The organism is Hyphomicrobium sp. CS1BSMeth3, from assembly GCF_900117415.1.
GTDB lineage: Bacteria > Pseudomonadota > Alphaproteobacteria > Rhizobiales > Hyphomicrobiaceae.
On sequence record NZ_FPEI01000002.1, the window covers coordinates 251,826 to 275,146 of the forward strand.

A 23,321-nucleotide genomic window follows, 5' to 3' on the forward strand; every position below is an offset into this window, starting at 1 on the left:
AAGTGAGGGCACGCCTCACTCCTCCCCCTGCTCGCCCACGGCATTCGCATCGCGCCACGTCGCCGGAGGGACGCCGACGGCGCGGCGGAAAGCGCGGCTGAAGGCGGCCTCGGATTCATAGCCCACACGCGCCGCCAGCTCGGCGAGACCGGCATTGCTTTCACGCAGCAGCCGTCGCGCGAGCTGCATCCGCCAGCCCGCGAGATACTGGATAGGCGCCTCGCCGATCAGATCGACGAAGCGCTTGGCCAGGGCCGAGCGTGAGGCTCCCGCCTCCTGCGCCAGGGTCTCCACTGTCCATGCACGCGCGGGATCGGCGTGCATGAGCGCCAGCGCGCGCCCCACGTGCGGGTCGTTCAGGCCGGCGAGCCAGCCGCCATGACCACCGCTGATGTACGTGAGCTGCCAGCGCAGAACCTCCATGAAGAGCAACTCGGACAGGCGGCCCAGGACCGCGCGATTGCCCGGCCCCGAGCGTTCGGCTTCGCGGGCCAGATGAACGATCGCTGCCCGCCACCAGTCCGGCAGCTCCGGTAGCTTGACCGGCGCGGAATAAGGCCCGCCGTCGGTATAGGCCTCGAGCCACAGCGCGCCATCGCGTGTCCGAATGCAGGTGAGTGCCGGCATGGCATCCATGAGCGGGCCAAAGCGCTGGTCCGAATGCAGGAAGCCGCAGATGAAGCGCGCCTCCTCGCCGCCGCCGCCGTGACGAAGCACGGTGACGCGATCTGCCGCCGGTCGGTAGATGTCCCTAATGGGAACGGGCGCGACGTCCTTCGCACTCGCGAGCACGTGCTGGGTGCCGCGCGCGAACACGACGACATCCCCGGCCTCGAACGCGATCGGCGCCACCTCTCCCCAGCTCAGCCAGCATTTGCCGCTCGTCGCCACATGAAAGGGCGTGATCGCTTCCGCGCCCGGAAAGAAGCGCTTGGCCAGCATCTCCGGGGGCGAGGAAAGAATGGCCCACGGGTGGGTGAACTCGGCGCAGAAATGAATCGCGCCTGAAAACCGTACAACACGCAGCACCTCGGACAGGACGTCCATGGCATCCCCTCAGAATTGCGCGAGCATCGAGCAGAAATGGCGTTCCGGCAAGGATTCTGGGTGTTGCGGTCATGGCGTCAAGGGTCACGTCGGATCAGACTTGGCGCGCTGACAACCCGTGGAACCCCACATGGACGCAAGACTGCAAAAGCGCGTGCAGCGATATGGCTGGGACAGGGCTGCGCCGCACTACGAGCGCTACTGGCAGGAGCAGCTCGAGCCGGCGCAAACCGCGCTTCTGGAAATGGCCCGCCTGATGGGGCGAGAGCGCGTCGTCGATATCGCCTGCGGAACGGGGCTGGTGACGTTCAGGGCCGCCTCGGAAGTAGGGCCGCACGGAGAGGTCGCGGGCGTCGATATCTCGGAGGAGATGATCACCGCAGCCTCGGCAATGGCGCACGCGCGCGGGGCGAGCAACATCACATTCTCGCGCATGGATGCCGAGGCCCTCGAATTCGATGACGCCTGCTTCGACGTTGCGCTGTGCGCGCTCGGCCTGATGTATACGCCCGACCCGGAGCGCGCCGTCGCCGAGATGCTTCGCGTAGTACGGCCCGGCGGGCGCGCAGTTTGCGCCGTGTGGGGCGAGCGCCGCATGTGCGGCTGGGCGTCGATCTTCCCCATTGTCGACGCGCGCGTGCAGTCCGAAGTCTGCCCGATGTTCTTCCGCATCGGCACGGGCGACGCACTGCGCCTCGCGTTCGCCTCCGCGGGTTTCAAGAACATCTCGCTCCGGCGACTGCAAACGACGCTCTTCCATTCGAATGCGGCGGAAGCCTGCGCCGCAGCGTTCGTCGGAGGGCCTGTCGCACTCGCCTACAGCCGCTTCTCGGAGGACGTGAAGGCAGCGGCGCAGCAGGATTATCTGCATTCGATCGAGGAATACCGCCTGGGTGATGGCTACGCGATCCCGGGCGAGTTCGTCATTGTCGCCGGCAACACATAGCGAGGAGATACCCCATGTCCAATTTGCGCGCCAAAGACGCTCTCGAGCGGGCGCACCGCCTCTTCCTGGAGAAACCGGCCGCAGCGAAGCGGCCCAATGCGATGGCGACGGCCGTGTGGCGCGACGGCCTGCTCTGCGAGGTCGCAGGGCCTACAGGAGAAAAAGCCACCACCGATATGCCCGAGCCTATGGGCGGCAGCGGCGCGGGCTCCAATCCTGGCTGGCTCTTGCGTGCCGGCATAGCTTCCTGTGCCGCAACCGCGATCGCCATGCGCGCCGCCATGCTGGGCATCGAGCTTCGTACGCTCGAGGTGAATGTGCAGAGCGAGTCCGATGCGCGCGGGCTTCTCGGCATTCCTGACGCGCCAACGACGCTCGGCAATATGCGCATGGCGATCAGGATTGCCGCTGAAGGGGCTGACGAAGCGACATTGCGAGAGTTGGCGGCATGGGGCGAAGCAAATTCACCCGTGAGCTGTACCCTTCGCGACAGCCCAGTGGTCGCCGTCGATGTCACGATAGCCTGAAGCAGTGGGCCGAGCGAGTTTGCCCGGCCGGGCGACGGCATGAATTTTATGGATCGGGAGCGAGCGGTCACCAATTCAGCCGCTCGCTCCGCGCGCACGCGCGCAAAGGCGAACTTACTGCTTCGGTTTCTCGGCTGCCTGCGCCGCGTCCTTGACCTCTGACTCCTTGAGCTTCAGCGTGAGGCTATCAGGCTTGACCTCCTGGATTTGGTCAGAGGTGATGCGGTAGCGCACAGCGCCGATGCCGAGGAAGTTGCCCGTGTCTATGAAAGCCTCGGTGACCTTGTTTTCAGGATCACGCCGGAGCTCGACAATCTCCCCGATCTTCTTGTTGTCGCTGCTGTAGACCGGTCTCGCGATCCAGTCCTTCACCTGATCTGCCGGCACGATGATGGTGACGCGTTCCGGCGCTGTGATGGGCGTCTCGACCTTGGTCGGCGGAAGCGTGGCAACGGTCTCGGTCGGACCCCGGAGCATGTACCAGGCAAGGCCGCCCAGCACGAGAAGTCCGAGCACGGGCAAGATCCAGCTAAGATGCCGCGAAGCCGGCTGCGGGCTCATATAAGAGGAAGGGCCGACGCGCGCCGTCGTTGCGCCGACGCGATCGAGAATGCCCGCACCGCTGAGATAGTCGGAGAAGCCAGAAGGCATGGCGCGGGCAATATTGTCCTTTTGTGAGATGAGCAGGTTTCCGAGACCTGCCGCATCGAGGCCACCTGCGCGCTGCTGTTGTCCGAGCACGCCCAACACGACCGGCCCAAGCAGGCCCATCAGGTTTCCCGAGGTCTCCGTCCCGATACCGACAAAGCGGCCGACAGCGCTCGTGAGTGCCGACATGGTCGGGGCTCCTAGAAGTGACGTCAGCGTGCTGCTGCCGCTGTCAGCAAGGGATGCTTGCCCCGAGCCGCCGAGCACGCCGGCCAGATTCGTCAGCACGCCGGGCTCTTGCTGCGCGACGGCCTTGCCCAGCATGGACGCGCCTCCGGGCTTGGAGACGAGAGACGTGAGCGCGGCCAGCAGGCCGGGGACACCCGCTTGGAATGCTCTTTCGACGAGTGATCGGTCGATGCCGAAGTTCGAGGCGAGTCGTGCCACGACATCGGTGCCGAGGACCTGAGCGATGGTCGAGACAAGATTCGTCGTCATGGGATCCTCCTTGCAACTGTCCCCCGAAGACGAAACCCTCCATCAGCAGAAAGCACGATTTCGCGCCCTCGATGCTTTCACATTCGTAAGCACGGGCAATCAATTCTTGGAGAGCGGCAGGCAAACGGCGTTCCAGCCGCCAGCTACCGCCGCCCTTTTCTCGAGAACCCGCCGAGGGGCTCTCAGGTCGCAAAGCGGCGATGCAGCGTCTCGGGCCACTGCGCCGTCAGATAGCGGTAGAACCAGTTGCCGCGGGTCTTGAGCCGCTGATAGCTGGACTTGAGATCTAGAACGAGCGTGATCCGCCGGCTCCCGCAGTTCAGCTCGCCATGATCGTGGGTGGCGATCTGCTGGAAGCCCATGACCCGCGTATGAAAACCGAGCGGGCTGTGCGGATCATCCTCGAATACGTCGGTGATCACGTGCGTGTAGCCGCGCAGCACCATCTCCCGCGTCGACGCGCGCATCAAGGCAGCCGCGAGCATCAGGTTGCCACGATGCTCGGGGAGCACCGCGAAGCGCCCGACTTCTGCAATGCGCGTGCCGCTGAGCAAGCGCTCGATGTCCATGCTCGGGTTGGTGAACTTCAAGCCATATTCGAGATACTGCTTCACCGGCGGATCGAAGAGCGTCCGCAGCACGCCAGCCGGTTGCCCGTCGACGCGCACGATGTACCAGGCGATGTCCCTGCGGCGCACATCGCTGCGGGGGATCTGGGCCTCGGGATCGCTCACCCAGCCCTTTTCGCCCTGATAGGTCGCAGCGAGCACGGCGAGAGCCGCGCGCCTGCCTGTTTCAGTGAAGATCCGTGCGGCTCTGATCCGCTTGCTTTCATCGGCCACGGCTCGCTCCATCGGTCCAGATCATGTTTGAAAGTCGCGCAATCTCGCCCATGATTGTCGCGTGCCAGGCACGCACCTCGCTCAGAGATGCACGCGCCTCTGCTACCTTCTCCGGAGCCATGGGCGCTCCGATCACCAGTTCCATCACTGATTTCGATCGTGTCCTTCGGCCTGCTTCGGCCTCAGGAAAGCGGATACCCATCGGAACTACGGGAACGCCTGTTTCGAGTGAGAGCCGCGCCGCCCCGTGGCGCCCGCGCAGCAAATTTTGACTGTCCTCGTTGACCTGCCCTTCGGGAAAGATGCCGATCGAGCGCCCCGCGACGAGGTGGTCTCTGGCATCGTGGCGCGGCGCCGGGAAATGCCTGTAGAGACCCTTGAGAAAATTCAGCGCCGGCGGCCGCGCCGGCTTGCGCAGGACAGTGACCACGCCCGCGCGCCGGTAGATGAGACCGATCCCGGGCACGAGCCTGTAGTTCCAGTCCGCAAGGAAATGGATTCGCTTGCCGCCTCTGTGGAGGAAGAGCATCGACGGCACCAGCACGGACTCGTGCATGGTGCTGTGGTTGGCGGCCAGAATGAAGGGATCACGGGCGGGGAGTATGTGCTGCAGACCCTCGATCGACACGATACTGCGCGAGGCGATGAGCGCCAGCCCACGCAACAGGACGCGATCGGGCGCGCCGATATGGGGGAGATCACATCCCAGTATCTGACCGAACGCCGGGGCTTGGGCGGCGGATCGGCTGAGTGCCGTCGTCTCGGCACTGTCGGTGGTCCACATGGCGGCACCTCCGGTGAGGCTTCCTCATATCCGGAGATTCCGTTGCAGGAGCATGACGTTACGGTTGCGGATTAGTGAAGGCACGCGGCCCGCGTCACGCCGGTGACATATGCCCGTCGATACCCGGGACGTAGTGAAGACAGTGACGTAGAATCGAGCCGTCGTGCCTCTCCATCTTCCCGATCCCGCTTCCCGATCCCGATAGGCTGTTGTCGCGAGGACGCTTCCTTGGACCTGAAGGCAAATGACGCCAACGCAAACGCCGCCCACTTCGACATGCGCGTCGACGACATCTTCGCGCGGATCGCGGGGCGTTACGATCTACTGTGCGATCTGTTCAGCCTCGGCCTCCACCGGCTGTGGAAGCGCCGTGTCGCCAATCTGATCGCGGTCGCGCCATGGGAGAGCATGCTCGACGCCGCAGCAGGAACCGGCGCGATCGCTTTGCGGCTCGCGAAACTCCATCCCGAGCGATGCCGGTCCGGTTCGATCGTCGTCTCGGACATCAGCCTGCCGATGCTCGCCATCGCCGAGCAGCGCACCGCCGCACTCGGCGTGCCGTTCGCCTTCCGGCGTCTCGATGCCCATGAGATGCCGGAGATTGCCGACGCGAGCGTCGATCTCTATTCGATCTCACTGGCATTGAAGATCTGCGACCGCCATCGCGTGTTCGCGGAGGCACTGCGCGTGCTGCGCCCGGGCGGCACATTCATCGCGCTCGAAGCATCGAGCATCGGAAGTGCCCGGATGCAGCAGCTCTATCTCATCTACATGCGGCTTTGCATGCCGCTGATCGGGTGGATCGCCACGCGCGGCGATGCATCCGCCTATCTCTACCTGCTGCGTGGCATCGAAGCCTTCCCCGACGCAGCGAACCTCGCCGAGGAAATGCGCGGCATGGGCTTCGAGAATGTCACCTTCGAGCGCATGACCCTCGGCATCGTCGCCATCCACATGGCAAGGAAGCCTGGCTGAAGCTGTTCAGATTAAGCCTATCCGTTGCGATAGGTGTAGCTGTAGCCGTTGATCGCCGGCGCCCCGCCGAGGTGCGCGTAGAGCACCTTGGATCCCTCGGGAAAGTGGCCTTTTTTCACGAGGTCGATCATGCCCTGCATGGATTTGCCCTCGTAAACCGGGTCCGTGATCATGGCCTCGGTGCGCGCGGCGAGACGGATCGCATCGTTCGTCTCCGCGCTCGGCACGCCATAGGCGGGATAGGCGTAGTCCTCGATGATGACGATCTCGTCGTCGCGCACTTTGCGGCCGAGCTCGACCAGCTCGGCGGTATTGTCGACGATCTCGCGCACCTGCGTGCGCGTCTGCGCCGGCGTCCCTGAAGCGTCGATGCCGATCACGCGGTCGGCACGGTTGTCATCCGCAAAGCCGACGATCATGCCGGCCTGTGTCGAGCCCGTGACGACACACACGATGATGTAATCGAACTTGATGCCCATCTGCTTTTCCTGGGCGCGCACTTCCTCGGCAAAGCCCACATAACCGAGCCCGCCGTACTTGTGCACGGAGGCGCCGGCCGGAATGCCGTACGGTTTGCCGCCCGCATCCTTCACGGACTGGATGGCATCCTCCCAGCTCTTGCGAATGCCGATGTCGAAGCCGTCCTCGACAATGCGGCTGTCCGCACCCATGAGACGCGTCATCAGGATATTGCCGACGCGGTCGTAGACGGCATCCTCGTGCGGCACCCAGCTCTCCTGGATGACGACGCACTTCATGCCGATCTTGGCCGCCGTGGCTGCGACCATGCGCGTGTGGTTCGACTGCACGCCGCCGATGGAGACGAGCGTATCGGCATTCGAGGCGATGGCATCCGGCACGATGTACTCGAGCTTGCGCAGCTTGTTGCCGCCCATGGCGAGGCCCGAGTTGCAGTCGTCGCGCTTCGCGTAGATCTGCACCTTGCCGCCGAGCGCGGCCGTCAGACGTGGCAGATGCTCGATGGGCGTCGGGCCGAAAGTGAGGGGGTAGCGTTCGAACTTGTCGAGCCTGAGCATGTCCGTCTCCTCGTCGCGCGAATGTGCCTGGAGACTAGCTCAGCAGCAGAGATAAGTGCTTTCAATATTGAGCCCCATACTACAAAATGGCCTCATACATCTCGGCGCAGACATGCATATCATCCGATCAGATCGCATAAAATGAAACAATCTTCCAATAGTCCAAACCTGGATCGCCTGGATCGCCGCATCCTCCAGCGGCTCCAACGCGACGGGCGCATGACGAACGCCGACCTCGCCAAGGCCGTGAACGCGAGCCCCGCGACGTGCCATCGCCGCACGGAGCGGCTCTTCAAAGATGGCTACATCCGCCGCGTGCGCGCCGAGATCGCGCCCGAGAAGGTGGACCGCGGCACGCTCGTCATTGTCGGCGTGGTGCTCGACCGCTCGACACCCGAAAGCTTCGGTGCCTTCGAAGCCGCCGTGCGGAAGCTTCCCTTCGTGCTCGACTGCCATCTGGTGGCCGGAGACTTCGACTTCTTCCTCAAGATCCGCGTGCGCGACATCGCCGACTTCAATCGCCTGCACGGCGAGCAGCTCATCGCGCTGCCCGCCGTCCGCCAGACGCGCACGTTCTTCGTGATGAAGGAAGTCGTCGACAACGCGATCCTGGACTTCTAGCGCTTCGGCCGTGGGCGCGGCCTCGGCTGCTTGCCGACAGCCTCACGCGCGGCCTGCCCAAGACGGCGCGCCGCTTCGCGCAACTCACCAAGCGGATGACCCGAATAGCCGAGGATGAACCCTTCGGGGCCTGCTGCCGTGAGGCGTGTCTCGGAAAGAAGCTTCGCGTCGACATTGGCGCTCGCGCGAATGCGTACGGCATCGTCACGCGACAGCCCGCCCGGCAGGCTCGCCACGAGATGAAGTCCCTGCACCGGCCCGTAGAGCTGAAGCGCATCGCCTGCCGCCTCGCGGAGGGTTGCAACGACGGCATCGCGCGCCTCCCGATATCGGCCGCGCATACGCCGCGTGTGACGCGCAAGCGAGCCGTCCGCGAGCAGGTCGGCGACGGCATCCTGCATGAAGCGCGGCGGGAAGCGGTCCAGCGTCGCGCGGATCGCGATCACGCGCGCAGCTATTTCGGGCGGCAGAACCATGTAGGCAAGACGCAGGCCGGCGAAGAGGATCTTGGTGAAGGTGCCGACGTAGATAACGCGCTCACCTCCGATGCCGGCCAGGGCCGTCAAAGGCGGACCAGCGAACCGATACTCGCTGTCGTAGTCATCCTCGATGATCCAGCTTTCGTTCGCCCGCGCCCAGTCGATGAGGGCTATGCGCCGGCGCATGCTCATCGTAACGCCGGTCGGGAACTGATGCGACGGCGTGACGTAAGCCGCGCGCGCCTTCACTTTCATGCAAAGCCCGGCAGCAACGTCGATGCCTTCGTCATCCACCGCCACAGGCACGAGCTTCAGACCCGCTGTCCGCAGCGTGGCCTGCGTGGCGTAATAGCCTGGATTCTCCATCCAGATGGCATCGCCACGCGCGAGGAGTGCCTCCACGCACAGGCGGAGCGCGTGCTGGGTGCCGCTGACGATCATGATACATTCGGGATCGCAGCGCACGCCGCGGTGGACAGCGAGATGCTGTGCAATCTCGGCGCGGAGCCGCGCACTACCGCGCGGATCGCCGTAGCCGATCTCCTCCGCGCCTGCCGTCAGCACATGATGACGCAGATAGCCGCCGAGCCTGCGAAGTATGTCGTCCTCCACGAACGTATGCCCGAGGGCGAAGGCTCGCCGTCTCGGCGGAGCAAAACTCAGCTCAACAGGCGACGCCTCGCCGACGGGCATGGGCAGGTCCTTCGCCACGTACGTGCCGGCGCCGTGCCGCGCATCGAGGAGGCCATCGCTCGCGAGATGCTCGTAAGCCGCGACGATCGCATTTCGCCGCACGCCAAGCTGCTCGGCCAGGCTCCGGCTCGATGGCAGTTGCAGGCCCGCCTGAAGGCGCCCCTCCACGATGGCCGACCTCAGCGCAGCGTGCACGCGGGCGCTCTGGTTGCGGATGGAGCTGTCGAGCGCGATCGGCAGATCGGATATACGGCTGCCGCCGCGCGAAGTGGTTGCTGATTTCATGGCAAAGTGGACCTCGATTTCGACCACTCTGCGCATTCATTCTAAGGAGGTCAACGCCCAAGGAGCCCACCATGGCTGACGGCCAGAGCTATCCCGTCGATGAGGTCAACAAGGTCAAGCGGCGGCACGACCGCGGTCACTACGACCACGAGACTGTCCATGCGCTGCTCGATTCAGCCGTGCTCTGCCACGTCTCGTACGTGATCGACGGCCAGCCGTTCTGCACGCCGACCCTGTACTGGCGCGAGGGTACGCGCCTCTACTGGCACGGCAGCAGCGCGAGCCGGATGCTGCGCAATCTCTCCGAGGGCGAGCCCGCCTGCCTGACCGTCACGCATCTCGACAGCCTCGTTCTCGCGCGGTGCGGCTTCAATCACTCGGCCGACTACCGCTCGGTCATGGCCTTCGGCAAGGCGCGCATCGTCGAGGATCAGGCGGAGAAGGAACAGGCGCTCGTCATGATGGTCGACCGCATCTTCCCAGGCCGCACGGCGCAGCTCCGCCAGAGCGACAAGCAGGAGATCAAGGCGACGGCCGTCATCTACATGGATATCGAGAAGGCCTCGGCGAAGATCCGCGCCAAGGGCGTCGCGGATGACGACGAGGATTATCTCCTGCCCATCTACGCCGAGCGCCTGCCCATCTACACGGTCATTGGCAAGCCCGAGCCCTGTCCGCGCCTCATGGATGGCGTCGCGCGGCCGGCCAATCTGGCGCCCTACGCTACGGGACGTCTGCTGGAAGAGGCCGCAAAGGAATCGTACGCCGCAGCGTATGCGGTGACGGAGAAGGCCTGAGCCACCGAGGTGCTTGTCCAGCGGAGCCAAAAAACCCCGCTGGACTCAGACCTTTTACGCCGGCAGGCGCCGCTCGTATTCCTTCTGCAGGCGGTTGTAGGCCGACCAGAAGGTCGTGGGCTTGCCGCCTGAAGCACGCAGAACCAGCACATCGAGATGGCTGTGCCAGCCTGGGGCGACCTTGAGCAGCACGTCGCGACTCGGAATGCCGCGGTGCGTAACCGTGAGCAGCACGCGCTCGCCGCGCGGCGCGAGCTCGAAGGTCACGCTGCCGCTGCTGAACCAGGTGAACGTGATCCGATTGGGCGGATCGAGCTCGGTGATCCGGCTCTCCATGCTGTGCTCTTCCGACTGGCCGGGCGGCCTGACTTCAGGCGGGTCCGTCAGCTCGCTGTTGCGCCACGTCAGCGTGAACGGCGCGCCGACCTCCATCTTCATGTCGCCTGCCGCGAGCCACTGACGGCGCAGGTCGCTCTCAGTCAGGAAAGCCCACACGCGCTCGATGGGGCCGGGCAGAAAGCGCTGGATGACCAGCGTCGAAGGCTCCGTCAGGACACCGTATCCGTCGTTGGGTGCGAGATCACTCATGACTTAACTCCTCTCTTCGGGGCAGGTGATTTGCGGGCAGGCGCGGATTGTTTGCGGGCGTCGTCCTCGCGAAGAAGACGTTCGAGGGCGTCGAGATGATCCGTCCAGAATCGCTCGTAGAAGCTCAGCCAGTCGTGCGCGCCGGCCAGCGGCGCCGGGGCAAGGCGACACATGTGCGTGCGTCCGCGCACCTCGCGGTGGATGAGCCCGGCGCTCTCCAGGGCCTTGATGTGCTTCGAAGCTGCCGCGAGCGACATATCGAAGGGCTCGGCGAGCTGGCTCACAGTGCGTTCGCCTTGGGTCAACGCGCGAAGCATCTTCCGGCGCGTGGCATCGCCAAGAGCGTGGAAGACAGCGTCGAGCTGAGCGGGATTATGTTCAACCATGAGGTTGAATGTAGAGGCGCGCGCAGCAATAGTCAACCACATAGTTGAATATTATCGCGGCGCTCGAAGAAGCCGCCGAAATGCCCGCATCTGCGGCCTTTGCGGAGGGCCCGTAGGTAGTTGCGACCTCGAATACGGGGGTTGCCCCGAATTCTGAGCCGGCGCCCCGATGACACTATTCGTGCTCGGCCTGCTCACAACGAGGATTGCCAAGCCATGAAGCGCAAACTCTCGCATCCGGGGTCAGGAACGCAGGCAAACAGCGGCACGCCCAGCGTCCTCCCCCGAGCCGATTTCCATTTTCCCGGAGAGGTCGGACGCACCTATCTCGAGTCCGATCCGGCACAGTTCCCGAAGCCCGTGCAGGCGCCCAAAGGCGCACCCAACATCCTGCTGATCCTCATCGACGACTGCGGCTTCGGCCAATATGGGACGTTCGGCGGCGGCATACCCTCGCCCACCATGGACAAGCTTGCCGCTGAAGGACTTCGCTACAATCACTTTCACACGACCGCCCTTTGCAGTCCGACGCGCGCCGCGTTGATCACGGGCCGCAATCATCATTCGGCATCGTTCGCCGGCATCACGGAGCTCGCCACCGGATACGACGGCTATACCTGCATCCTTCCGCGAAGCTGCGGCACGGTCGGCGAAGTCTTGCGCCAGAACGGCTACATGACCGCGTGGATCGGCAAGAACCACAACACGCCGACCTGGGAGACGAGTGCTGCTGGTCCGTTCGATCGCTGGGCCAATGGTCTCGGGTTCGACTACTTCTACGGATTCAACGCCGGCGATATGAACCATTGGAATCCGGTGCTGTATCAGAACCGCGATCTCGTGCCGGCTTCGACCGACCCGAACTATCACCTCACGACCGACCTTGCCGACAAGGCGATCGCCTGGGTGCGGCAAGCGAAGAGCATCGCGCCTGACAGGCCGTACTTTCTCTACGTGGCGACCGGCGCGACACATGCGCCCCATCACACGCCCAAGGACTGGATCGAGAAGTTCAAGGGCAAATTCGACGGCGGTTGGGACAAGTATCGCGAGGAGACGCTGGCGCGGCAGAAGAAGCTCGGCGTGGTGCCGAAGGATACCAAGCTCACCGTGCGCTCGAAGGGACTGCCTGCGTGGGACCAGCTCAATGCCGAGCAGAAGCGCCTCTATGCGCGCATGATGGAGGTGTTCGCGGGGTACGCCGCACACTGCGACCACGAGCTCGGGCGCGTTGTCGAGGCTTGCAAGGAGATGCCCGACGCCGACAACACGCTCGTCATCTACATAGCAGGCGACAACGGCGCGAGCGCCGAGGGCGGTCTCGAAGGATCGCTGTGCGAGAACATGTTCTTCAATGGCTTTGCCGAGAAATGGCAGGACAACATCAAAGCCATCGACGAGCTCGGCGGCCCGAAGCACTTCAACCACTTCCCTTCGGCTTGGGCCCACGCCATGAACACACCCTTCCAGTGGACGAAGCAGGTCGCGAGCCATTTCGGCGGCACGCGCAATCCGATGATCATTTCATGGCCCACGCACATCAAGGACAAGGGCGGATTGCGCAGCCAGTTCCTGCATACGATCGACATCGTGCCGACACTGTACGAAGTCTGTGGCGTCACACCGCCGACCGAGCTCAACGGCGTGCAACAGAAGCCGATTGAAGGGCTGAGCTTCGCCCATACATTCGACGATGCAAATGCCGAGAGCCGGCGCAAGACACAGTACTTCGAGCTGGCCTGCAATCGCGGGCTCTATCACGAGGGCTGGATGGCCTCATGCCCATCCTTCGTGCCCTGGGATCCGAACCGTGGCGATTGGGATCCCGACAAGGCGCCGTGGGAGCTCTACAAAGTCGACGAGGACTTTTCACAGGCGAACGATCTCGCCAAAAAGCACCCGGAGAAGCTGCGGCAGCTCCAGGACATGTGGTGGGTCGAGGCCTCGAAGTACAACGTCCTGCCGCTCGACTGGCGCGGCACGATCCGCATGAACGCCGAGGCCATGGGCCGCCCGAGCCTCACGCGTGGACGCACCAAGATGACGTACTATCCGGGCACCGTCGGCCTGCCGGACGCGGCCTCTCCACCCATGTGCAACAAGTCCTGGACGATCACCGCCGAGATCGAAGTGCCTGCCGGCAAGGCGGAAGGCATGATCATCACGCACGGGGGACTCGAAGGCGGCTACGGTCTCTATCTGCGCGATGGCAAGCCGACGTTCGTCTACAATTTCCTGTCGGTCGAGCGCATGACGTTCGCCAGCACCGATCCCCTCCCCAAGGGCAAGACGAAGCTCGTCGTGGATTTTGCCTATGACGGCGGCGGCATCGGCAAGGGCGGCGACATCACGATGAAGGCCAACGGCAAAAAGATCGCCGGCGGCCGCTTGAAGCGCACCATCCCGATTCAATTCTCGCTCGGCGAGGGCATCGACATCGGCATGGACCTCGGCTCGCCCATCGACTTCACGTACGAGCTGCCCTTCGCGTTCACGGGCAAGATCGAGAAGGTCACCATAGAACTGAAACCTGCCCATGCGGCCGGCATGGCCGAAGCGGCCGAATAGCAAGCGCCCTATTGCGACGAGCAACCGATAGAACGGCGGCGCCTTCTTCGAGATGAGGAAGGCGCCGCATTACCTCCTGAGGTTTTGCGCCCGATCATTCCGGGTTCTCCCCCATTCTCCGACGCGCCCATTGCAGCAACCATCCGACGCTGCAGCAACGGCTTCACGTTCGCGGCCTCAAACAGGCCTCCGCGCAGGCTCGAGCCAAAGGAGACTTTGCCGTGAGAGTTCTCAACACACACTTGCTGGCAACGGCGCTGATGACGGCGGCAACTTCAATCGCGCTGGCACAAGCGCCCACCGGGAAGGCCGTTCCTGTCACGGTCGATAACTTCCCGCGCGCCGAGTCGGACATGTACATGGGCCGGACTGTGAAGGACGGCGGCTTCGGCAAGTTCATGCATTACCGCACGCCGACGGAGATCGACAAACAGACGGTCATCCGCATGAACCGCGACACGCTCTATTCAGCAGCCGTGTTCGATCTTGATGCCGCCCCGGTGACGGTCACCCTGCCGAATGCCGGCAAGCGCTTCATGTCCCTGCAGGTCATCAACGCGGATCACTACGTGCCGCTCGTCGTCTACGGGATCAAGCCTGTAACCCTGACCAGGGACTCCGTCGGCACGCGGTACGTGATGGTCGCCGTGCGAACGCTCGTCAATCCAACGGATCCCAAAGATCTCGATCAGGTCCATGCGCTGCAGGACGGGATCAAGGTCAACCAGAAGAGCACTGGCACGTTCGAGGTGCCGAACTGGGATGAGGCATCGCAGAAGCAAATTCGCGATGCGCTGTTGGTGCTCGCATCAAAGATCGACGGGTTCAAGAATGCGTTCGGGCCGAGAGGAAAAGTCGATCCCATCCGGCATCTCATTGCTACGGCAGCCGGCTGGGGCGGCAACCCCGACAAGGACGCGACGTATTTGAGCTTCGTCCCGGCTCAGAACGATGGTGCGACCGTCTACAAGCTCACCGTCGGTCAGGTTCCGGTCGACGGGTTCTGGTCCATCAGCGTCTATAACAGCGAGGGATACTTCGAGAAGAACCCCTACAATGCCTATTCGATCAATAATCTGACCGCCGCGAAGGACCCCGGCGGTGCGGTCACGGTCCAATTCGGAGGATGCGACGGACGCACGCCGAATTGCCTGCCGACCATGAAGGGGTGGAACTACACCGTGCGGCTCTACCGCCCGCGCCCCGAAATCCTGGCCGGAAAGTGGAAGTTCCCCGAGGCGCAGCCGATCGAATTCACATCGCGCGCTCTTCAGTAGGCCCGTCGTGCGGCCAGCGCGCAACTGGCAGGTCGTGCAGGACGATTGCAATCACATTCGGATGTGCGAATATCCGAATCCACCTGTCAGACGTCCCCAGCGGAGCGGCCCTTGTCCTGCCTGAAGAAAGAGATCGCGCTCCCCTCGCGGGCTGGCATCGGCGGCCTCGACTTCAACCCCTATGATGTCATGGCGCCGCGCAAGCCTGGTGCGACGCCGGCCGCTGCGAAAAATGGCGCGCGCGTGAAGCACAACAATGTGCCGCCCGAGGGCGTGTACCTACCGAACAACAACCGGCTGGCGCCGCACATGCGCTCGCCGGACTACGTGCAGATGTCGACCGCCGCGGCCATCACGCTCGGCGTCATGCCGGGCAAGATGCACCGCTGCTCCTGCACGCGCTGCCTGAACCTGCTGCTGACCTATCCCGAAGGTTGCCGCGCGAACTGCGCCTACTGCGGACTCGCCCGCCATCGCGAGGCCGACCGCGACTACGCCGACCGCAATTTCATCCGCGTGGACTGGCCCGCCGTGCCCATGGATCAGGTCGTGGAGATCGTCGCGGAGCAAGGCGAGGCGACGCCCTTCCACCGCATGTGTATTTCCATGATCACGCACCCGCGCTCCGACGAGGACACGGTGACGGTGCTGCGCAATTGGACGAACCGCATTGATCCGGCGACCGTGCCCGTCTCGATCCTCTCGAATCCGACGACCATGACGCGCGCCGACGTGCAGCAGCTCCGCGATCTCGGCGCGGACATCTTCACGGTCGCGCTCGACGCAGCGACGCCTGACCTCTTCGATCGCACGCGCGGCAAGGGCGTCGCGAGCCCGCATTCCTGGGCCAAATACTGGGAGATCCTGGAGGACGCGCGCGACATCTTTGGCGCTGAGAAATTCGGCGCGCACATCATCGTCGGCATGGGCGAGACGGAGCACGACACGCTGACACTGATCCAGCGCCTCGTGGACATGGGCGGGCACAGCCACATGTTCTGCTTCTTCCCGGAGAAGGGGTCGCTCATGGACCACCTTCCGGCAACGCCGCGCGACCAGTGGCGGCGCGTGCAGCTCGCGCGCTATCTCATCGACTACCGTGGCGTGCGCGTCGAGCACATGCGCTTCGACGAGCAGGGCCGCGTCGCCGACTTCGGCGTTCCCAAGACTGAGCTCGATTCAACCATTGACGAGGGCGTTGCGTTCCGCACGTCGGGATGTCCTGGCAAAGTGCGCGAGGACATCTCGGCGTGCGATCGCCCATACGGCGACAGCCCGCCTTCGAACATCGCGAGCTATCCCTTCCAGCCCGTCGCGGTGGACATCCGCAAGATCCGCCACCAGCTCGACATGGAAAAGCCGGGCGAAGCCTACGTCGAGGGCGAGGAGTTGGAGGTGTAGGGGAGTCACCGGCGACGCCCACTTCCCCTTCTCCCCGTCCTTCACGGGGAGAAGGTCGGGATGAGGGGCGGGAGCTGGTTGAAACGTCGGCGTTTGCCGCCGCCCCTCACCCTAACCCTCTCCCCGCACGCGGGGAGAGGGGACAGGTCGCGTTCGTTGCGAGCGCTTCCTCACTACCCCTTCCACGTCTCTGGATCGCGGACCGCGTCGACGAGCGCATCGCGGCACACGTCCATGAGACGTTTTCCCTTGTCGGCCGTCGATCGGCGGGCGTCGCCGACGACGCCGGTGGGTGTGAACTCGCCATAAGAGCGATGGCGCAACACCTGCAGCGGCAAAGGCGTCTGCCGCGCAGGCCCGACAGCCTCGGGAAGCTTCTCGGCGCGCACGAGATCCGGCGCCACGGCCATCATCATGGAGGTCTCGCCTTCGCAGGCGTGCCGCACGCGTTCCTGATCCTCGAGGATGGCCGGCATACCCGGCTGCGCGAGCTCGAAATACGTCGTCACGCGGATGGTGAGGCCCGTCTCGCGCACGAAGTCCGGCAGGAAGGCCGAGAGCGCGCTGATGTTGCCGCCGTGACCGTTCACGATGAACACGCGCTTGAAACCGTGCCGCTCGATGCTCTTGAGGAAGGCGAGCAACACCGCGCGATAGGTCGGGATGTCGAAGGTGAAGGTGCCGCCGCGCGGCATGTGGTGCTCGGCCATGCCGCACCAGAGCGTCGGCGCGACGACGATCGGCATCTCGGCTGCGAGCGCCTCGGCCGCGCGCTGACACACGGCCTCGCAGAGCACAGTGTCCACGCCGACGGCCATGTGCGGCCCGTGCTGCTCCATGGAGGCAACGGGCATCACGACCAGCGCGCCGGCCTTGGACTTCTCGACCAGCTCCGGCGCCGTCAGCTCCTTCCACATCACCGACTTCGCCATCGCCGCATTACTCCTTGATGACCTGGCCGGTCTTCTGCCAATCCGCCATGAAGGCTTCGAGGCCCTTGTCGGTGAGCGGATGCTTGATGAGCGCCTGGAGGATCTTCGGCGGGATGGTCGCAACGTCCGCGCCGGCGAGCGCCACCTGCTTCACATGCTCTTCCGAGCGGATCGAGGCCGCGAGGATCTCCGTCCCGAGTTCCGGGTAGTTGTCGTAAATCGTGCGGATGTCCTGGATGAGCTCGACGCCGTTCTGACCGATGTCATCCAGGCGGCCGATGAAGGGCGAGATGAACGTTGCGCCGGCTTTGGCGGCGAGCAGCGCCTGGTTCGCGGAGAAGCACAGCGTCACGTTGACCATGATGTCGTCGTCGGTCAGCGCGCGGCAGGCCTTGAGGCCGTCCCACGTCAGCGGCACCTTCACAGCGACGTTGTCGGCGATGTCGGCCAGGATCTCGCCCTCGCGGATCATGCCCGCGGCATCGAGCGCCGTGACCTCGGCCGAGACCGGCCCCTCCACGATGTCGCAGATCTCCTCGATGATGGTCTTGAAATCACGCCCCGTTTTCGCCACCAGGGAGGGGTTCGTGGTCACGCCGTCGAGGAGGCCCAAGGAGGCCAGCTCACGGATTTCGGCGACATCCGCCGTATCGACGAAGAACTTCATGGGTACTCCTCCTGGGGACCAGCCGGGACCGCCCTCGGATCGCCGCCCGTGAGCGGCTAAAGTGGCGGGCTGATTCGAGCTGTAGTCCTAGTCTGAGTGTAGGGTCTTTGGAAGACTTGCTTGCAACGATGCTTGGTCCACCCGCCGTCGCGCGCCCGCGCGTGCCGGTGCTGCTGCCCGTTGCCCTCGACCAGACCTACGACTACGCCGTACCCGCCGGTTTGGAGATCGAGCCCGGCGATTTCGTGATCGTCCCCTTCGGGCCGCAGACCCGCATCGGCCTCGTCTGGGACCAGCCGGTCGGGGACCAGGGCAAGCCCGTCGACGAGAAGAAACTCAAGGCCATTATCGAGCGGATGGACGTGCCAGGCCTGCCGGCCATCTCGCTGCGCTTTGCCGAGTGGGTCGGGCGCTACACGCTGGCGCCGCTCGGTATGGTCGTGCGCATGATGATGAGCGCGCAGGCGGCCTTCGAGCCGGCCAAGCCGCGCCTCGGCGTCGCGCGCGTCGAAGGGGCCGCCGAACCGCCACGCATGACGCCGGCCAGGAAGCGGGCACTGGACATTGCGGCCGACGGCCTGATCCGCGCCAAGAGTGCGCTGGCTTCCGAGGCGGCGTGCAGCGCGGGCGTGATCGATGGACTAATCGAAGCGGGCTGTCTCGTCGAGGTCGTGATCCCGGAGCGGCGCTTTCCACGTCCCGATCCCGCGCACGCGACCGTCACGTTCACGGATGCCCAGCAGGAGGCAGTCGAGACGCTGGCCGCTGCCGTCGAGGCCGGGACGTTCTCCGTCTCGCTGCTCGATGGCGTGACCGGCTCGGGCAAGACGGAAGTCTATTTCGAGGCCGTCGCGCGCACGCTCGATCAGGGACGGCAGGCACTGATCATGCTGCCCGAGATCGCGCTCACCAGCCAGTTCATGGACCGCTTCAAGGCGCGCTTCGGTGCGCCCCCGGCGGAGTGGCACTCGGCCCTTTCCGGCCCCGAGCGCGGGCGCGTGTGGCGCGCCGCAGCGACCGGCGAAGCACGCGTGATCGTCGGCGCGCGCTCGGCATTGTTCCTGCCCTATGCGGACCTCGGCCTCATCGTCGTCGACGAAGAGCACGACCCGGGCTTCAAGCAGGAGGATCGCGTTCACTACCAGGGCCGCGACATGAGCGTCGTGCGCGCGCATCTCGGCCGCGCGGCCGTGGTGCTGGCCTCCGCGACGCCTTCCATCGAAAGCCACGTGAATGCCCGAACCGGGCGCTATCGCCATCTGATCCTGCCGGGTCGCTATACCGGCGTGGATCTTCCCGAGATCACGCCGATCGACCTGCGCTCAGCGCCGCCGGAAAAAGGCCGTTGGCTTTCGCCCGTGCTGGTCGAGGCCATGGCCGAGACCATGGCCAAGCGCCAGCAGACGCTGCTCTTCCTCAACCGGCGCGGCTATGCCCCGCTCACGCTCTGCCGCTCGTGTGGCCACCGCATTGAATGCCCGCAGTGCACGGCTTGGCTCGTCGAGCACCGCTTCCGCAATCGGCTGAACTGCCATCACTGCGGCTTCTCCATGCCGCTCCCTTCCAAATGCCCGAAGTGCGGGGAGGCCGACAGCCTCGTTGCCTGCGGTCCCGGCGTCGAGCGCATTGACGAGGAAGTGCGCGAGCGTTTTCCCGAGGCGCGCATTGCGCTCCTCTCCTCGGACCTCATTCCCTCGCTCACCGAGATGCGCGACATCATCAAGCGCATCGAGGGCGGCGAAATCGACATCATCATCGGGACGCAGATCGTGGCCAAGGGCCACCATTTCCCGGATCTCTCGATCGTCGGCGTGATCGACGGCGACCTCGGCCTCGCCCAGGGCGCCGACCCGCGCGCCGCCGAGCGCACCTTCCAGCTCCTCCATCAGGTGACGGGCCGCGCCGGCCGCGCGCTCGCCAAGGGCGCCGGCTACATCCAGACGCACATGCCCGAGCACCCGGTCATGGACGCCATCGTGCGCGGCGACCGCGAGGCCTTCATCGAGCGCGAGATCCGCACGCGCCAGCTCGCCATGCTGCCGCCCTTTGGCCGGCTGGCCTCGCTGATCGTCTCGGCCCGTCATAAGGAGACCGCAGAGAGCGTCGCCCGCGACATTGCCCGGCGCGCGCCCGCCGCCCCCCGCATCGAGGTGCTCGGCCCCGCGGAGGCCCCTATCTCCGTGATCCGGGGGCGCTACCGCTGGCGCCTCTTGCTGAAGGCCCCCCGCGAGCTGGACATCCAGGCCTATCTCCGTGCCTGGCTGGCCGAGATCCCCGAGATCAAGGGCGACCTGCGCCTCACGGTCGATATCGACCCCTACAGCTTTCTCTAGCTCGTGTGATGATCGAGAAATTCGCCAGATCTCGGGGCGCGGTACCGAGCGAATTTCTCGATCTGAATCACACGAGCAAGATTATGATTCTAGTGTCCCTTTTGATTCCGAAGTTCGCTCGGGACGCCAGCATCGAGGTGGGGCGAACTTCGGAATCGGGACACTAGCGGCCATCTGTCCCAGCCCTGCGGCGAACGGCTCAACGAGCGGGCCCAATACTGCCGTATTGAACGGAATTATGGCGCCGCAACAAGCATTGTTGCTCCGGGCTAAGATATCAGAATTGCTCGGAAATTATGCTTAACATAGCTGTCATTCGGGAGCAGTATTGTGCAACGCAATAGAGAACCCGATATGACAGTGTGAGACCGGTGCCGCCAAAGAGCACCGGCTCGCGTGTGCCAACTCAAGGGGTACATCATGAGCAACACAACATCGCGCGCCGTCATAGACCCTGACGACGCACCCGAGGCGCTGCAGCCCGGAACCCGCGCGATCTCGGCCGCGACCGTGCGCAAGCTTTGGCCGACCGAGGCCGAACTCTTTCGCAACCATCTGCTTCGGCTCGACAAAGACAGCCGACGGCTGCGCTTTGCGCATGGCGTGTCGGACAGCTTCATCGAGGACTATGCCGCGCGCATGAACGACATGGGCTCGATCGTCTTCGGCTACTTCGTCGATGGCGAGATCCGCGCGGCGGCAGAGTTGCGCAAGCTCGCCGATGACTGGGGCGTGGAGGCGGAGGCCGCTTTCTCGGTCGAGCGCACCTATCAGGATCAGGGCATCGGCTCGGCCCTCATGGGCCGCGTCATCCGCTCGGCGCGCAATCGCGGCATCAGGCTCCTCTTCATGAGCTGCCTCGCCGAGAACGCGAAGATGCAGGCCATCGCCAGAAAGCACGAGGCGGATCTGCGCTTCGAGTACGGCGAGGTGATCGGCGAGATCATCCCCGATGGGCCGGACTACTTCTCGCTCCTCGCCGAGGCCGCCGACGACCGCGTCGGCTACATGATGGCGGTTCTGGATCTCTCCTCGCGCCTCGTGAAGGCCGCCTAGTGTGATGATCGAGAAATTCGCCATATCAGGCGGCACGGTACCGAGCGAATTTCTCGATCTGAATCACACGAGCAAGATTATGATTCTAGTGTCCCGATTCCGAAGTTCGCCCCACCTCGATGCTGGCGTCCCGAGCGAACTTACGGATAGGGACACTAGTTACTGAACCGGGGATACTCGGACAATCGTCACAGGTTTGACCTGTTCCGACGCGATGGAATGTGCTGGCCGTGGTTGCCTCGCGAGGCACTGCGCGCTAGCACAACTACGAACGCACGGACCGGCGGCACCTGCGGATGACCGAAAGCCTCACACAGCTCATCAAGGAGAACCGCACGCTCGCCGTGGTCGCGGTGATCCTGCTGCTGCTCGTCTTCGTGCCGCCCGTGCGCGCGGCGACCAAGGTCGCACTGCGCATCCTGGCGCGAATTCTCCTGCTGCTGGCGCTCATTGCGCTCGTTAGTGACGGCACGCGCACAATCGCCAATGACAGCGGCATCGTGATCACCTCCGCGCTCCAGTACTGGAACGAGGCTGCCCCGACGATGCTCGAGAACCTGAAGCGGACGCTTTCGCTGAAGATCCATCCGCTTTTCTGGGACGGGTTGCTGGTGCCATTGCTGAGCCTGCCGGCCTGGCTCGTTCTCAGCGGGACGGCGCTCCTTATCCTCTATCTCGCCCGCAAGCGGCGCGAGACGAACATCTTCGCAAATGCCTGAACGAGGCGACCGATGAAGGTCCTGGTGACGGGCGCCAATGGCCATGTGGGGTTCGGCGTGTGCAAGGCCTTCGCTGCCGCTGGCCACGAGGTTCGCGCCTCGATCCGCTCGGCCAACGACGCGGCGAAGTCTGCGCCGCTGCGTGCGCTCGGCGTTGACGACATCGTCGGCCTCGACGTGCGGACGTTCGATCCGTTCGTCGAGGCCTGCCGCGGCGTCGATGTGCTGGTCCACGTCGCGGCGACGTACGCCATGCATGTTGCCGGCCCTGCCGAAACAGATGCCATGCTGCGCGACAGCACCGAAGGCGCCGCGAATGCGGTCCGTGCCGCCGCGAAGGCCGGCGTACCGAAAGTTGTGCTCACATCCTCGGTGGCGACGCTCCCGCGCGTCAGTCCCGATGCCGCGCCCGTGACCGAAGCCGATTGGGCGACCGACCTCGGCGTTCCCTACTTCCGCGCCAAGACCGAAGGCGAGCGCGCCGCCTGGAAGGCCGCCGAGGACACCGGCATCAAGCTCGTCACACTGCTGCCAGGCACGGTCGGCGGCCCCGATTTCCATCGCCGCACACCATCAATCGGCATGATCGAGAGCATCATGCTCGGCTCCATGCGGCTCGGCGCGCCGAACACGAACATTGCCTACGTCGACGTACGCGATGTTGCCGCCGCCCACGTGCTCGCCGCCGAGCGCGACGTCACGGGCCGCTTTATCATCGCCAATGATCATGCGCCCGAAATGCGCGAGCTGAGCCTGCTCATGCACTGGTCGGACGCGTCCATTCCGGCAGCGCCCGCCGTGCTCCCCGACTTCGTCATGAGTGCCGGCCCAGCTCTCGACTGGCTGCGCGCGAGCCTCACCCGGACACCCCGCATGGTGAGCCCGGAGCTCGTCGCGACCATGCGCGGCAAGGTCACCAAGCTCAGCAACGAGCGCGCCAAGAGCGAGCTCGGCTGGCACCAGGCCATTGGCCTCGACCGCAGTCTCTCCGAGACCATGGCCGCCATCCGGGCGCTCAGGCGCCGGGAAGGTCACAGGCGCGTCATCTAGCATTCCCGCATTCGAGGACATTCTCCTCGGAATTCGTTCGCCATTGACATTCGGGGGGCACTTCATCATGTTCCCGCGCATGAGCAACGGTTTCGCCCTCATCCGACGTATGCGCGCGCGCCCCCTGGCGCGGCAGCGATGACGGCTTGTTGTCCGAAGAAGCCC

Annotated in this window: 22 protein-coding genes; 12 read left to right on the forward strand and 10 right to left on the reverse strand. The window is 64.6% G+C overall.

Going from position 1 to position 23,321, the window contains the following annotated elements:
- Positions 1–15: 15 nt before the first annotated feature.
- Positions 16–1,047 (reverse strand): AraC family transcriptional regulator, encoded by a 1,032-nt coding sequence (locus CS1BSM3_RS28755; protein ID WP_072385134.1) that lies wholly within the window; start codon positions 1,045–1,047, stop codon positions 16–18.
- A 130-nt stretch (positions 1,048–1,177) separates the two neighbouring features.
- Between CS1BSM3_RS28755 and CS1BSM3_RS01195 the strand changes: the two genes are divergently transcribed.
- Both CS1BSM3_RS01195 and CS1BSM3_RS01200 read left to right on the forward strand, forming a co-directional pair.
- Complete coding sequence (locus tag CS1BSM3_RS01195) at positions 1,178–1,993, forward strand: class I SAM-dependent methyltransferase (protein WP_072385135.1); 816 nt, start codon at positions 1,178–1,180, stop codon at positions 1,991–1,993.
- Between the two features lie 14 nt (positions 1,994–2,007).
- Positions 2,008–2,520 (forward strand): OsmC family protein, encoded by a 513-nt coding sequence (locus CS1BSM3_RS01200; protein ID WP_072385136.1) that lies wholly within the window; start codon positions 2,008–2,010, stop codon positions 2,518–2,520.
- Positions 2,521–2,634: 114 nt separating this feature from the next.
- Here CS1BSM3_RS01200 and CS1BSM3_RS01205 read toward each other — a convergent pair whose 3' ends face one another.
- From CS1BSM3_RS01205 to CS1BSM3_RS01215, 3 genes are all read right to left on the reverse strand, one after another.
- On the reverse strand, positions 2,635–3,666 hold the full coding sequence (locus tag CS1BSM3_RS01205; RefSeq protein ID WP_072385137.1) for a DUF937 domain-containing protein: 1,032 nt from the start codon (positions 3,664–3,666) through the stop codon (positions 2,635–2,637).
- Between the two features lie 182 nt (positions 3,667–3,848).
- Complete coding sequence (locus CS1BSM3_RS01210; protein ID WP_210188729.1) at positions 3,849–4,508, reverse strand: GNAT family N-acetyltransferase; 660 nt, start codon at positions 4,506–4,508, stop codon at positions 3,849–3,851.
- Positions 4,498–5,292: a lysophospholipid acyltransferase family protein gene (locus CS1BSM3_RS01215; protein ID WP_072385139.1), complete on the reverse strand. Its 795-nt coding sequence runs from the start codon at positions 5,290–5,292 to the stop codon at positions 4,498–4,500. The genes CS1BSM3_RS01210 and CS1BSM3_RS01215 overlap by 11 nt, the downstream gene beginning before the upstream one ends.
- A gap of 228 nt (positions 5,293–5,520) precedes the next feature.
- Between CS1BSM3_RS01215 and CS1BSM3_RS01220 the strand changes: the two genes are divergently transcribed.
- A complete protein-coding gene (locus CS1BSM3_RS01220; protein ID WP_072385140.1) occupies positions 5,521–6,267 on the forward strand; it encodes a ubiquinone/menaquinone biosynthesis methyltransferase in 747 nt (248 codons plus the stop codon).
- A gap of 17 nt (positions 6,268–6,284) precedes the next feature.
- Here CS1BSM3_RS01220 and CS1BSM3_RS01225 read toward each other — a convergent pair whose 3' ends face one another.
- Entirely contained in the window at positions 6,285–7,304 is a 1,020-nt protein-coding gene (locus CS1BSM3_RS01225) for a 1-aminocyclopropane-1-carboxylate deaminase (RefSeq protein ID WP_072385141.1), read from the reverse strand.
- Between the two features lie 141 nt (positions 7,305–7,445).
- Between CS1BSM3_RS01225 and CS1BSM3_RS01230 the strand changes: the two genes are divergently transcribed.
- Positions 7,446–7,925, forward strand: a complete 480-nt coding sequence (locus CS1BSM3_RS01230; protein WP_072385142.1) for an Lrp/AsnC family transcriptional regulator — start codon at positions 7,446–7,448, stop codon at positions 7,923–7,925.
- Here the strand turns inward: CS1BSM3_RS01230 and CS1BSM3_RS01235 are convergent.
- Entirely contained in the window at positions 7,922–9,382 is a 1,461-nt protein-coding gene (locus CS1BSM3_RS01235) for a MocR-like pyridoxine biosynthesis transcription factor PdxR (protein ID WP_072385247.1), read from the reverse strand. The two genes, CS1BSM3_RS01230 and CS1BSM3_RS01235, sit on opposite strands and share 4 nt — an antisense overlap.
- Positions 9,383–9,453: 71 nt before the next feature.
- Here CS1BSM3_RS01235 and CS1BSM3_RS01240 point away from each other — a divergent pair, with 71 nt between their 5' ends.
- Complete coding sequence (locus tag CS1BSM3_RS01240; protein ID WP_072385143.1) at positions 9,454–10,179, forward strand: pyridoxamine 5'-phosphate oxidase family protein; 726 nt, start codon at positions 9,454–9,456, stop codon at positions 10,177–10,179.
- A 54-nt stretch (positions 10,180–10,233) separates the two neighbouring features.
- Here CS1BSM3_RS01240 and CS1BSM3_RS01245 read toward each other — a convergent pair whose 3' ends face one another.
- Together CS1BSM3_RS01245 and CS1BSM3_RS01250 are read right to left on the reverse strand one after the other, a co-directional pair.
- The gene (locus CS1BSM3_RS01245) at positions 10,234–10,767 is read right to left on the reverse strand and encodes an SRPBCC family protein (RefSeq protein WP_072385144.1); all 534 of its coding nucleotides are present in this window, start codon (positions 10,765–10,767) and stop codon (positions 10,234–10,236) included.
- Complete coding sequence (locus tag CS1BSM3_RS01250) at positions 10,764–11,153, reverse strand: ArsR/SmtB family transcription factor (RefSeq protein WP_072385248.1); 390 nt, start codon at positions 11,151–11,153, stop codon at positions 10,764–10,766. Before CS1BSM3_RS01250 ends, CS1BSM3_RS01245 begins: the two co-directional genes overlap by 4 nt.
- A 216-nt stretch (positions 11,154–11,369) precedes the next feature.
- On the opposite strand from CS1BSM3_RS01250, the gene CS1BSM3_RS01255 reads away from it, so the two are divergent.
- The 3 genes from CS1BSM3_RS01255 to CS1BSM3_RS01265 all read left to right on the forward strand — a co-directional run bounded on the left by CS1BSM3_RS01255 (position 11,370) and on the right by CS1BSM3_RS01265 (position 16,399).
- Entirely contained in the window at positions 11,370–13,721 is a 2,352-nt protein-coding gene (locus tag CS1BSM3_RS01255; RefSeq protein ID WP_072385145.1) for an arylsulfatase, read from the forward strand.
- A 260-nt stretch (positions 13,722–13,981) separates the two neighbouring features.
- Entirely contained in the window at positions 13,982–14,998 is a 1,017-nt protein-coding gene (locus tag CS1BSM3_RS01260; RefSeq protein WP_072385249.1) for a DUF1254 domain-containing protein, read from the forward strand.
- A gap of 111 nt (positions 14,999–15,109) precedes the next feature.
- Entirely contained in the window at positions 15,110–16,399 is a 1,290-nt protein-coding gene (locus CS1BSM3_RS01265; protein ID WP_210188730.1) for a radical SAM protein, read from the forward strand.
- Between the two features lie 173 nt (positions 16,400–16,572).
- Here the strand turns inward: CS1BSM3_RS01265 and CS1BSM3_RS01270 are convergent, their stop codons facing one another.
- On the reverse strand, positions 16,573–17,331 hold the full coding sequence (locus CS1BSM3_RS01270; RefSeq protein WP_072385146.1) for a creatininase family protein: 759 nt from the start codon (positions 17,329–17,331) through the stop codon (positions 16,573–16,575).
- Between the two features lie 7 nt (positions 17,332–17,338).
- Positions 17,339–17,998: a fructose-6-phosphate aldolase gene (gene fsa, locus CS1BSM3_RS01275; protein ID WP_072385147.1), complete on the reverse strand. Its 660-nt coding sequence runs from the start codon at positions 17,996–17,998 to the stop codon at positions 17,339–17,341.
- 128 nt (positions 17,999–18,126) lie between these two features.
- On the opposite strand from fsa, the gene CS1BSM3_RS01280 reads away from it, so the two are divergent.
- The 4 genes from CS1BSM3_RS01280 (at position 18,127) to CS1BSM3_RS01295 (ending at position 23,156) form a co-directional block, all read left to right on the forward strand.
- Positions 18,127–20,331, forward strand: a complete 2,205-nt coding sequence (locus CS1BSM3_RS01280; RefSeq protein WP_143149031.1) for a primosomal protein N' — start codon at positions 18,127–18,129, stop codon at positions 20,329–20,331.
- Between the two features lie 420 nt (positions 20,332–20,751).
- Positions 20,752–21,387, forward strand: a complete 636-nt coding sequence (locus CS1BSM3_RS01285) for a GNAT family N-acetyltransferase (protein WP_083528149.1) — start codon at positions 20,752–20,754, stop codon at positions 21,385–21,387.
- A gap of 296 nt (positions 21,388–21,683) precedes the next feature.
- Positions 21,684–22,106 carry a hypothetical protein gene (locus tag CS1BSM3_RS01290; protein ID WP_072385149.1) on the forward strand — a complete coding sequence of 141 codons (423 nt, stop codon included), beginning with the start codon at positions 21,684–21,686 and terminating at the stop codon, positions 22,104–22,106.
- 12 nt (positions 22,107–22,118) lie between these two features.
- A complete protein-coding gene (locus CS1BSM3_RS01295) occupies positions 22,119–23,156 on the forward strand; it encodes an NAD-dependent epimerase/dehydratase family protein (protein ID WP_072385150.1) in 1,038 nt (345 codons plus the stop codon).
- Positions 23,157–23,321 lie beyond the last annotated feature (165 nt).

What these genes read in the sequence shown, in the direction of transcription:
- CS1BSM3_RS28755 (WP_072385134.1), bottom strand. Translation starts at nt 1,047, where the DNA reads ATGGACGTCCTGTCCGAGGTGCTGCGTGTTGTACGGTTTTCAGGCGCG.
- CS1BSM3_RS01255 (WP_072385145.1), top strand. Translation starts at nt 11,370, where the DNA reads ATGAAGCGCAAACTCTCGCATCCGGGGTCAGGAACGCAGGCAAACAGC.
- fsa (WP_072385147.1), bottom strand. Translation starts at nt 17,998, where the DNA reads ATGAAGTTCTTCGTCGATACGGCGGATGTCGCCGAAATCCGTGAGCTG.
- CS1BSM3_RS01230 (WP_072385142.1), top strand. Translation starts at nt 7,446, where the DNA reads ATGAAACAATCTTCCAATAGTCCAAACCTGGATCGCCTGGATCGCCGC.
- CS1BSM3_RS01250 (WP_072385248.1), bottom strand. Translation starts at nt 11,153, where the DNA reads ATGGTTGAACATAATCCCGCTCAGCTCGACGCTGTCTTCCACGCTCTT.
- CS1BSM3_RS01295 (WP_072385150.1), top strand. Translation starts at nt 22,119, where the DNA reads ATGAAGGTCCTGGTGACGGGCGCCAATGGCCATGTGGGGTTCGGCGTG.
- CS1BSM3_RS01270 (WP_072385146.1), bottom strand. Translation starts at nt 17,331, where the DNA reads ATGGCGAAGTCGGTGATGTGGAAGGAGCTGACGGCGCCGGAGCTGGTC.
- CS1BSM3_RS01280 (WP_143149031.1), top strand. Translation starts at nt 18,127, where the DNA reads ATGCTTGGTCCACCCGCCGTCGCGCGCCCGCGCGTGCCGGTGCTGCTG.
- CS1BSM3_RS01200 (WP_072385136.1), top strand. Translation starts at nt 2,008, where the DNA reads ATGTCCAATTTGCGCGCCAAAGACGCTCTCGAGCGGGCGCACCGCCTC.
- CS1BSM3_RS01240 (WP_072385143.1), top strand. Translation starts at nt 9,454, where the DNA reads ATGGCTGACGGCCAGAGCTATCCCGTCGATGAGGTCAACAAGGTCAAG.
- CS1BSM3_RS01235 (WP_072385247.1), bottom strand. Translation starts at nt 9,382, where the DNA reads ATGAAATCAGCAACCACTTCGCGCGGCGGCAGCCGTATATCCGATCTG.
- CS1BSM3_RS01225 (WP_072385141.1), bottom strand. Translation starts at nt 7,304, where the DNA reads ATGCTCAGGCTCGACAAGTTCGAACGCTACCCCCTCACTTTCGGCCCG.
- CS1BSM3_RS01195 (WP_072385135.1), top strand. Translation starts at nt 1,178, where the DNA reads ATGGACGCAAGACTGCAAAAGCGCGTGCAGCGATATGGCTGGGACAGG.
- CS1BSM3_RS01285 (WP_083528149.1), top strand. Translation starts at nt 20,752, where the DNA reads ATGAGCAACACAACATCGCGCGCCGTCATAGACCCTGACGACGCACCC.
- CS1BSM3_RS01245 (WP_072385144.1), bottom strand. Translation starts at nt 10,767, where the DNA reads ATGAGTGATCTCGCACCCAACGACGGATACGGTGTCCTGACGGAGCCT.
- CS1BSM3_RS01260 (WP_072385249.1), top strand. Translation starts at nt 13,982, where the DNA reads ATGACGGCGGCAACTTCAATCGCGCTGGCACAAGCGCCCACCGGGAAG.
- CS1BSM3_RS01205 (WP_072385137.1), bottom strand. Translation starts at nt 3,666, where the DNA reads ATGACGACGAATCTTGTCTCGACCATCGCTCAGGTCCTCGGCACCGAT.
- CS1BSM3_RS01215 (WP_072385139.1), bottom strand. Translation starts at nt 5,292, where the DNA reads ATGTGGACCACCGACAGTGCCGAGACGACGGCACTCAGCCGATCCGCC.
- CS1BSM3_RS01290 (WP_072385149.1), top strand. Translation starts at nt 21,684, where the DNA reads ATGACCGAAAGCCTCACACAGCTCATCAAGGAGAACCGCACGCTCGCC.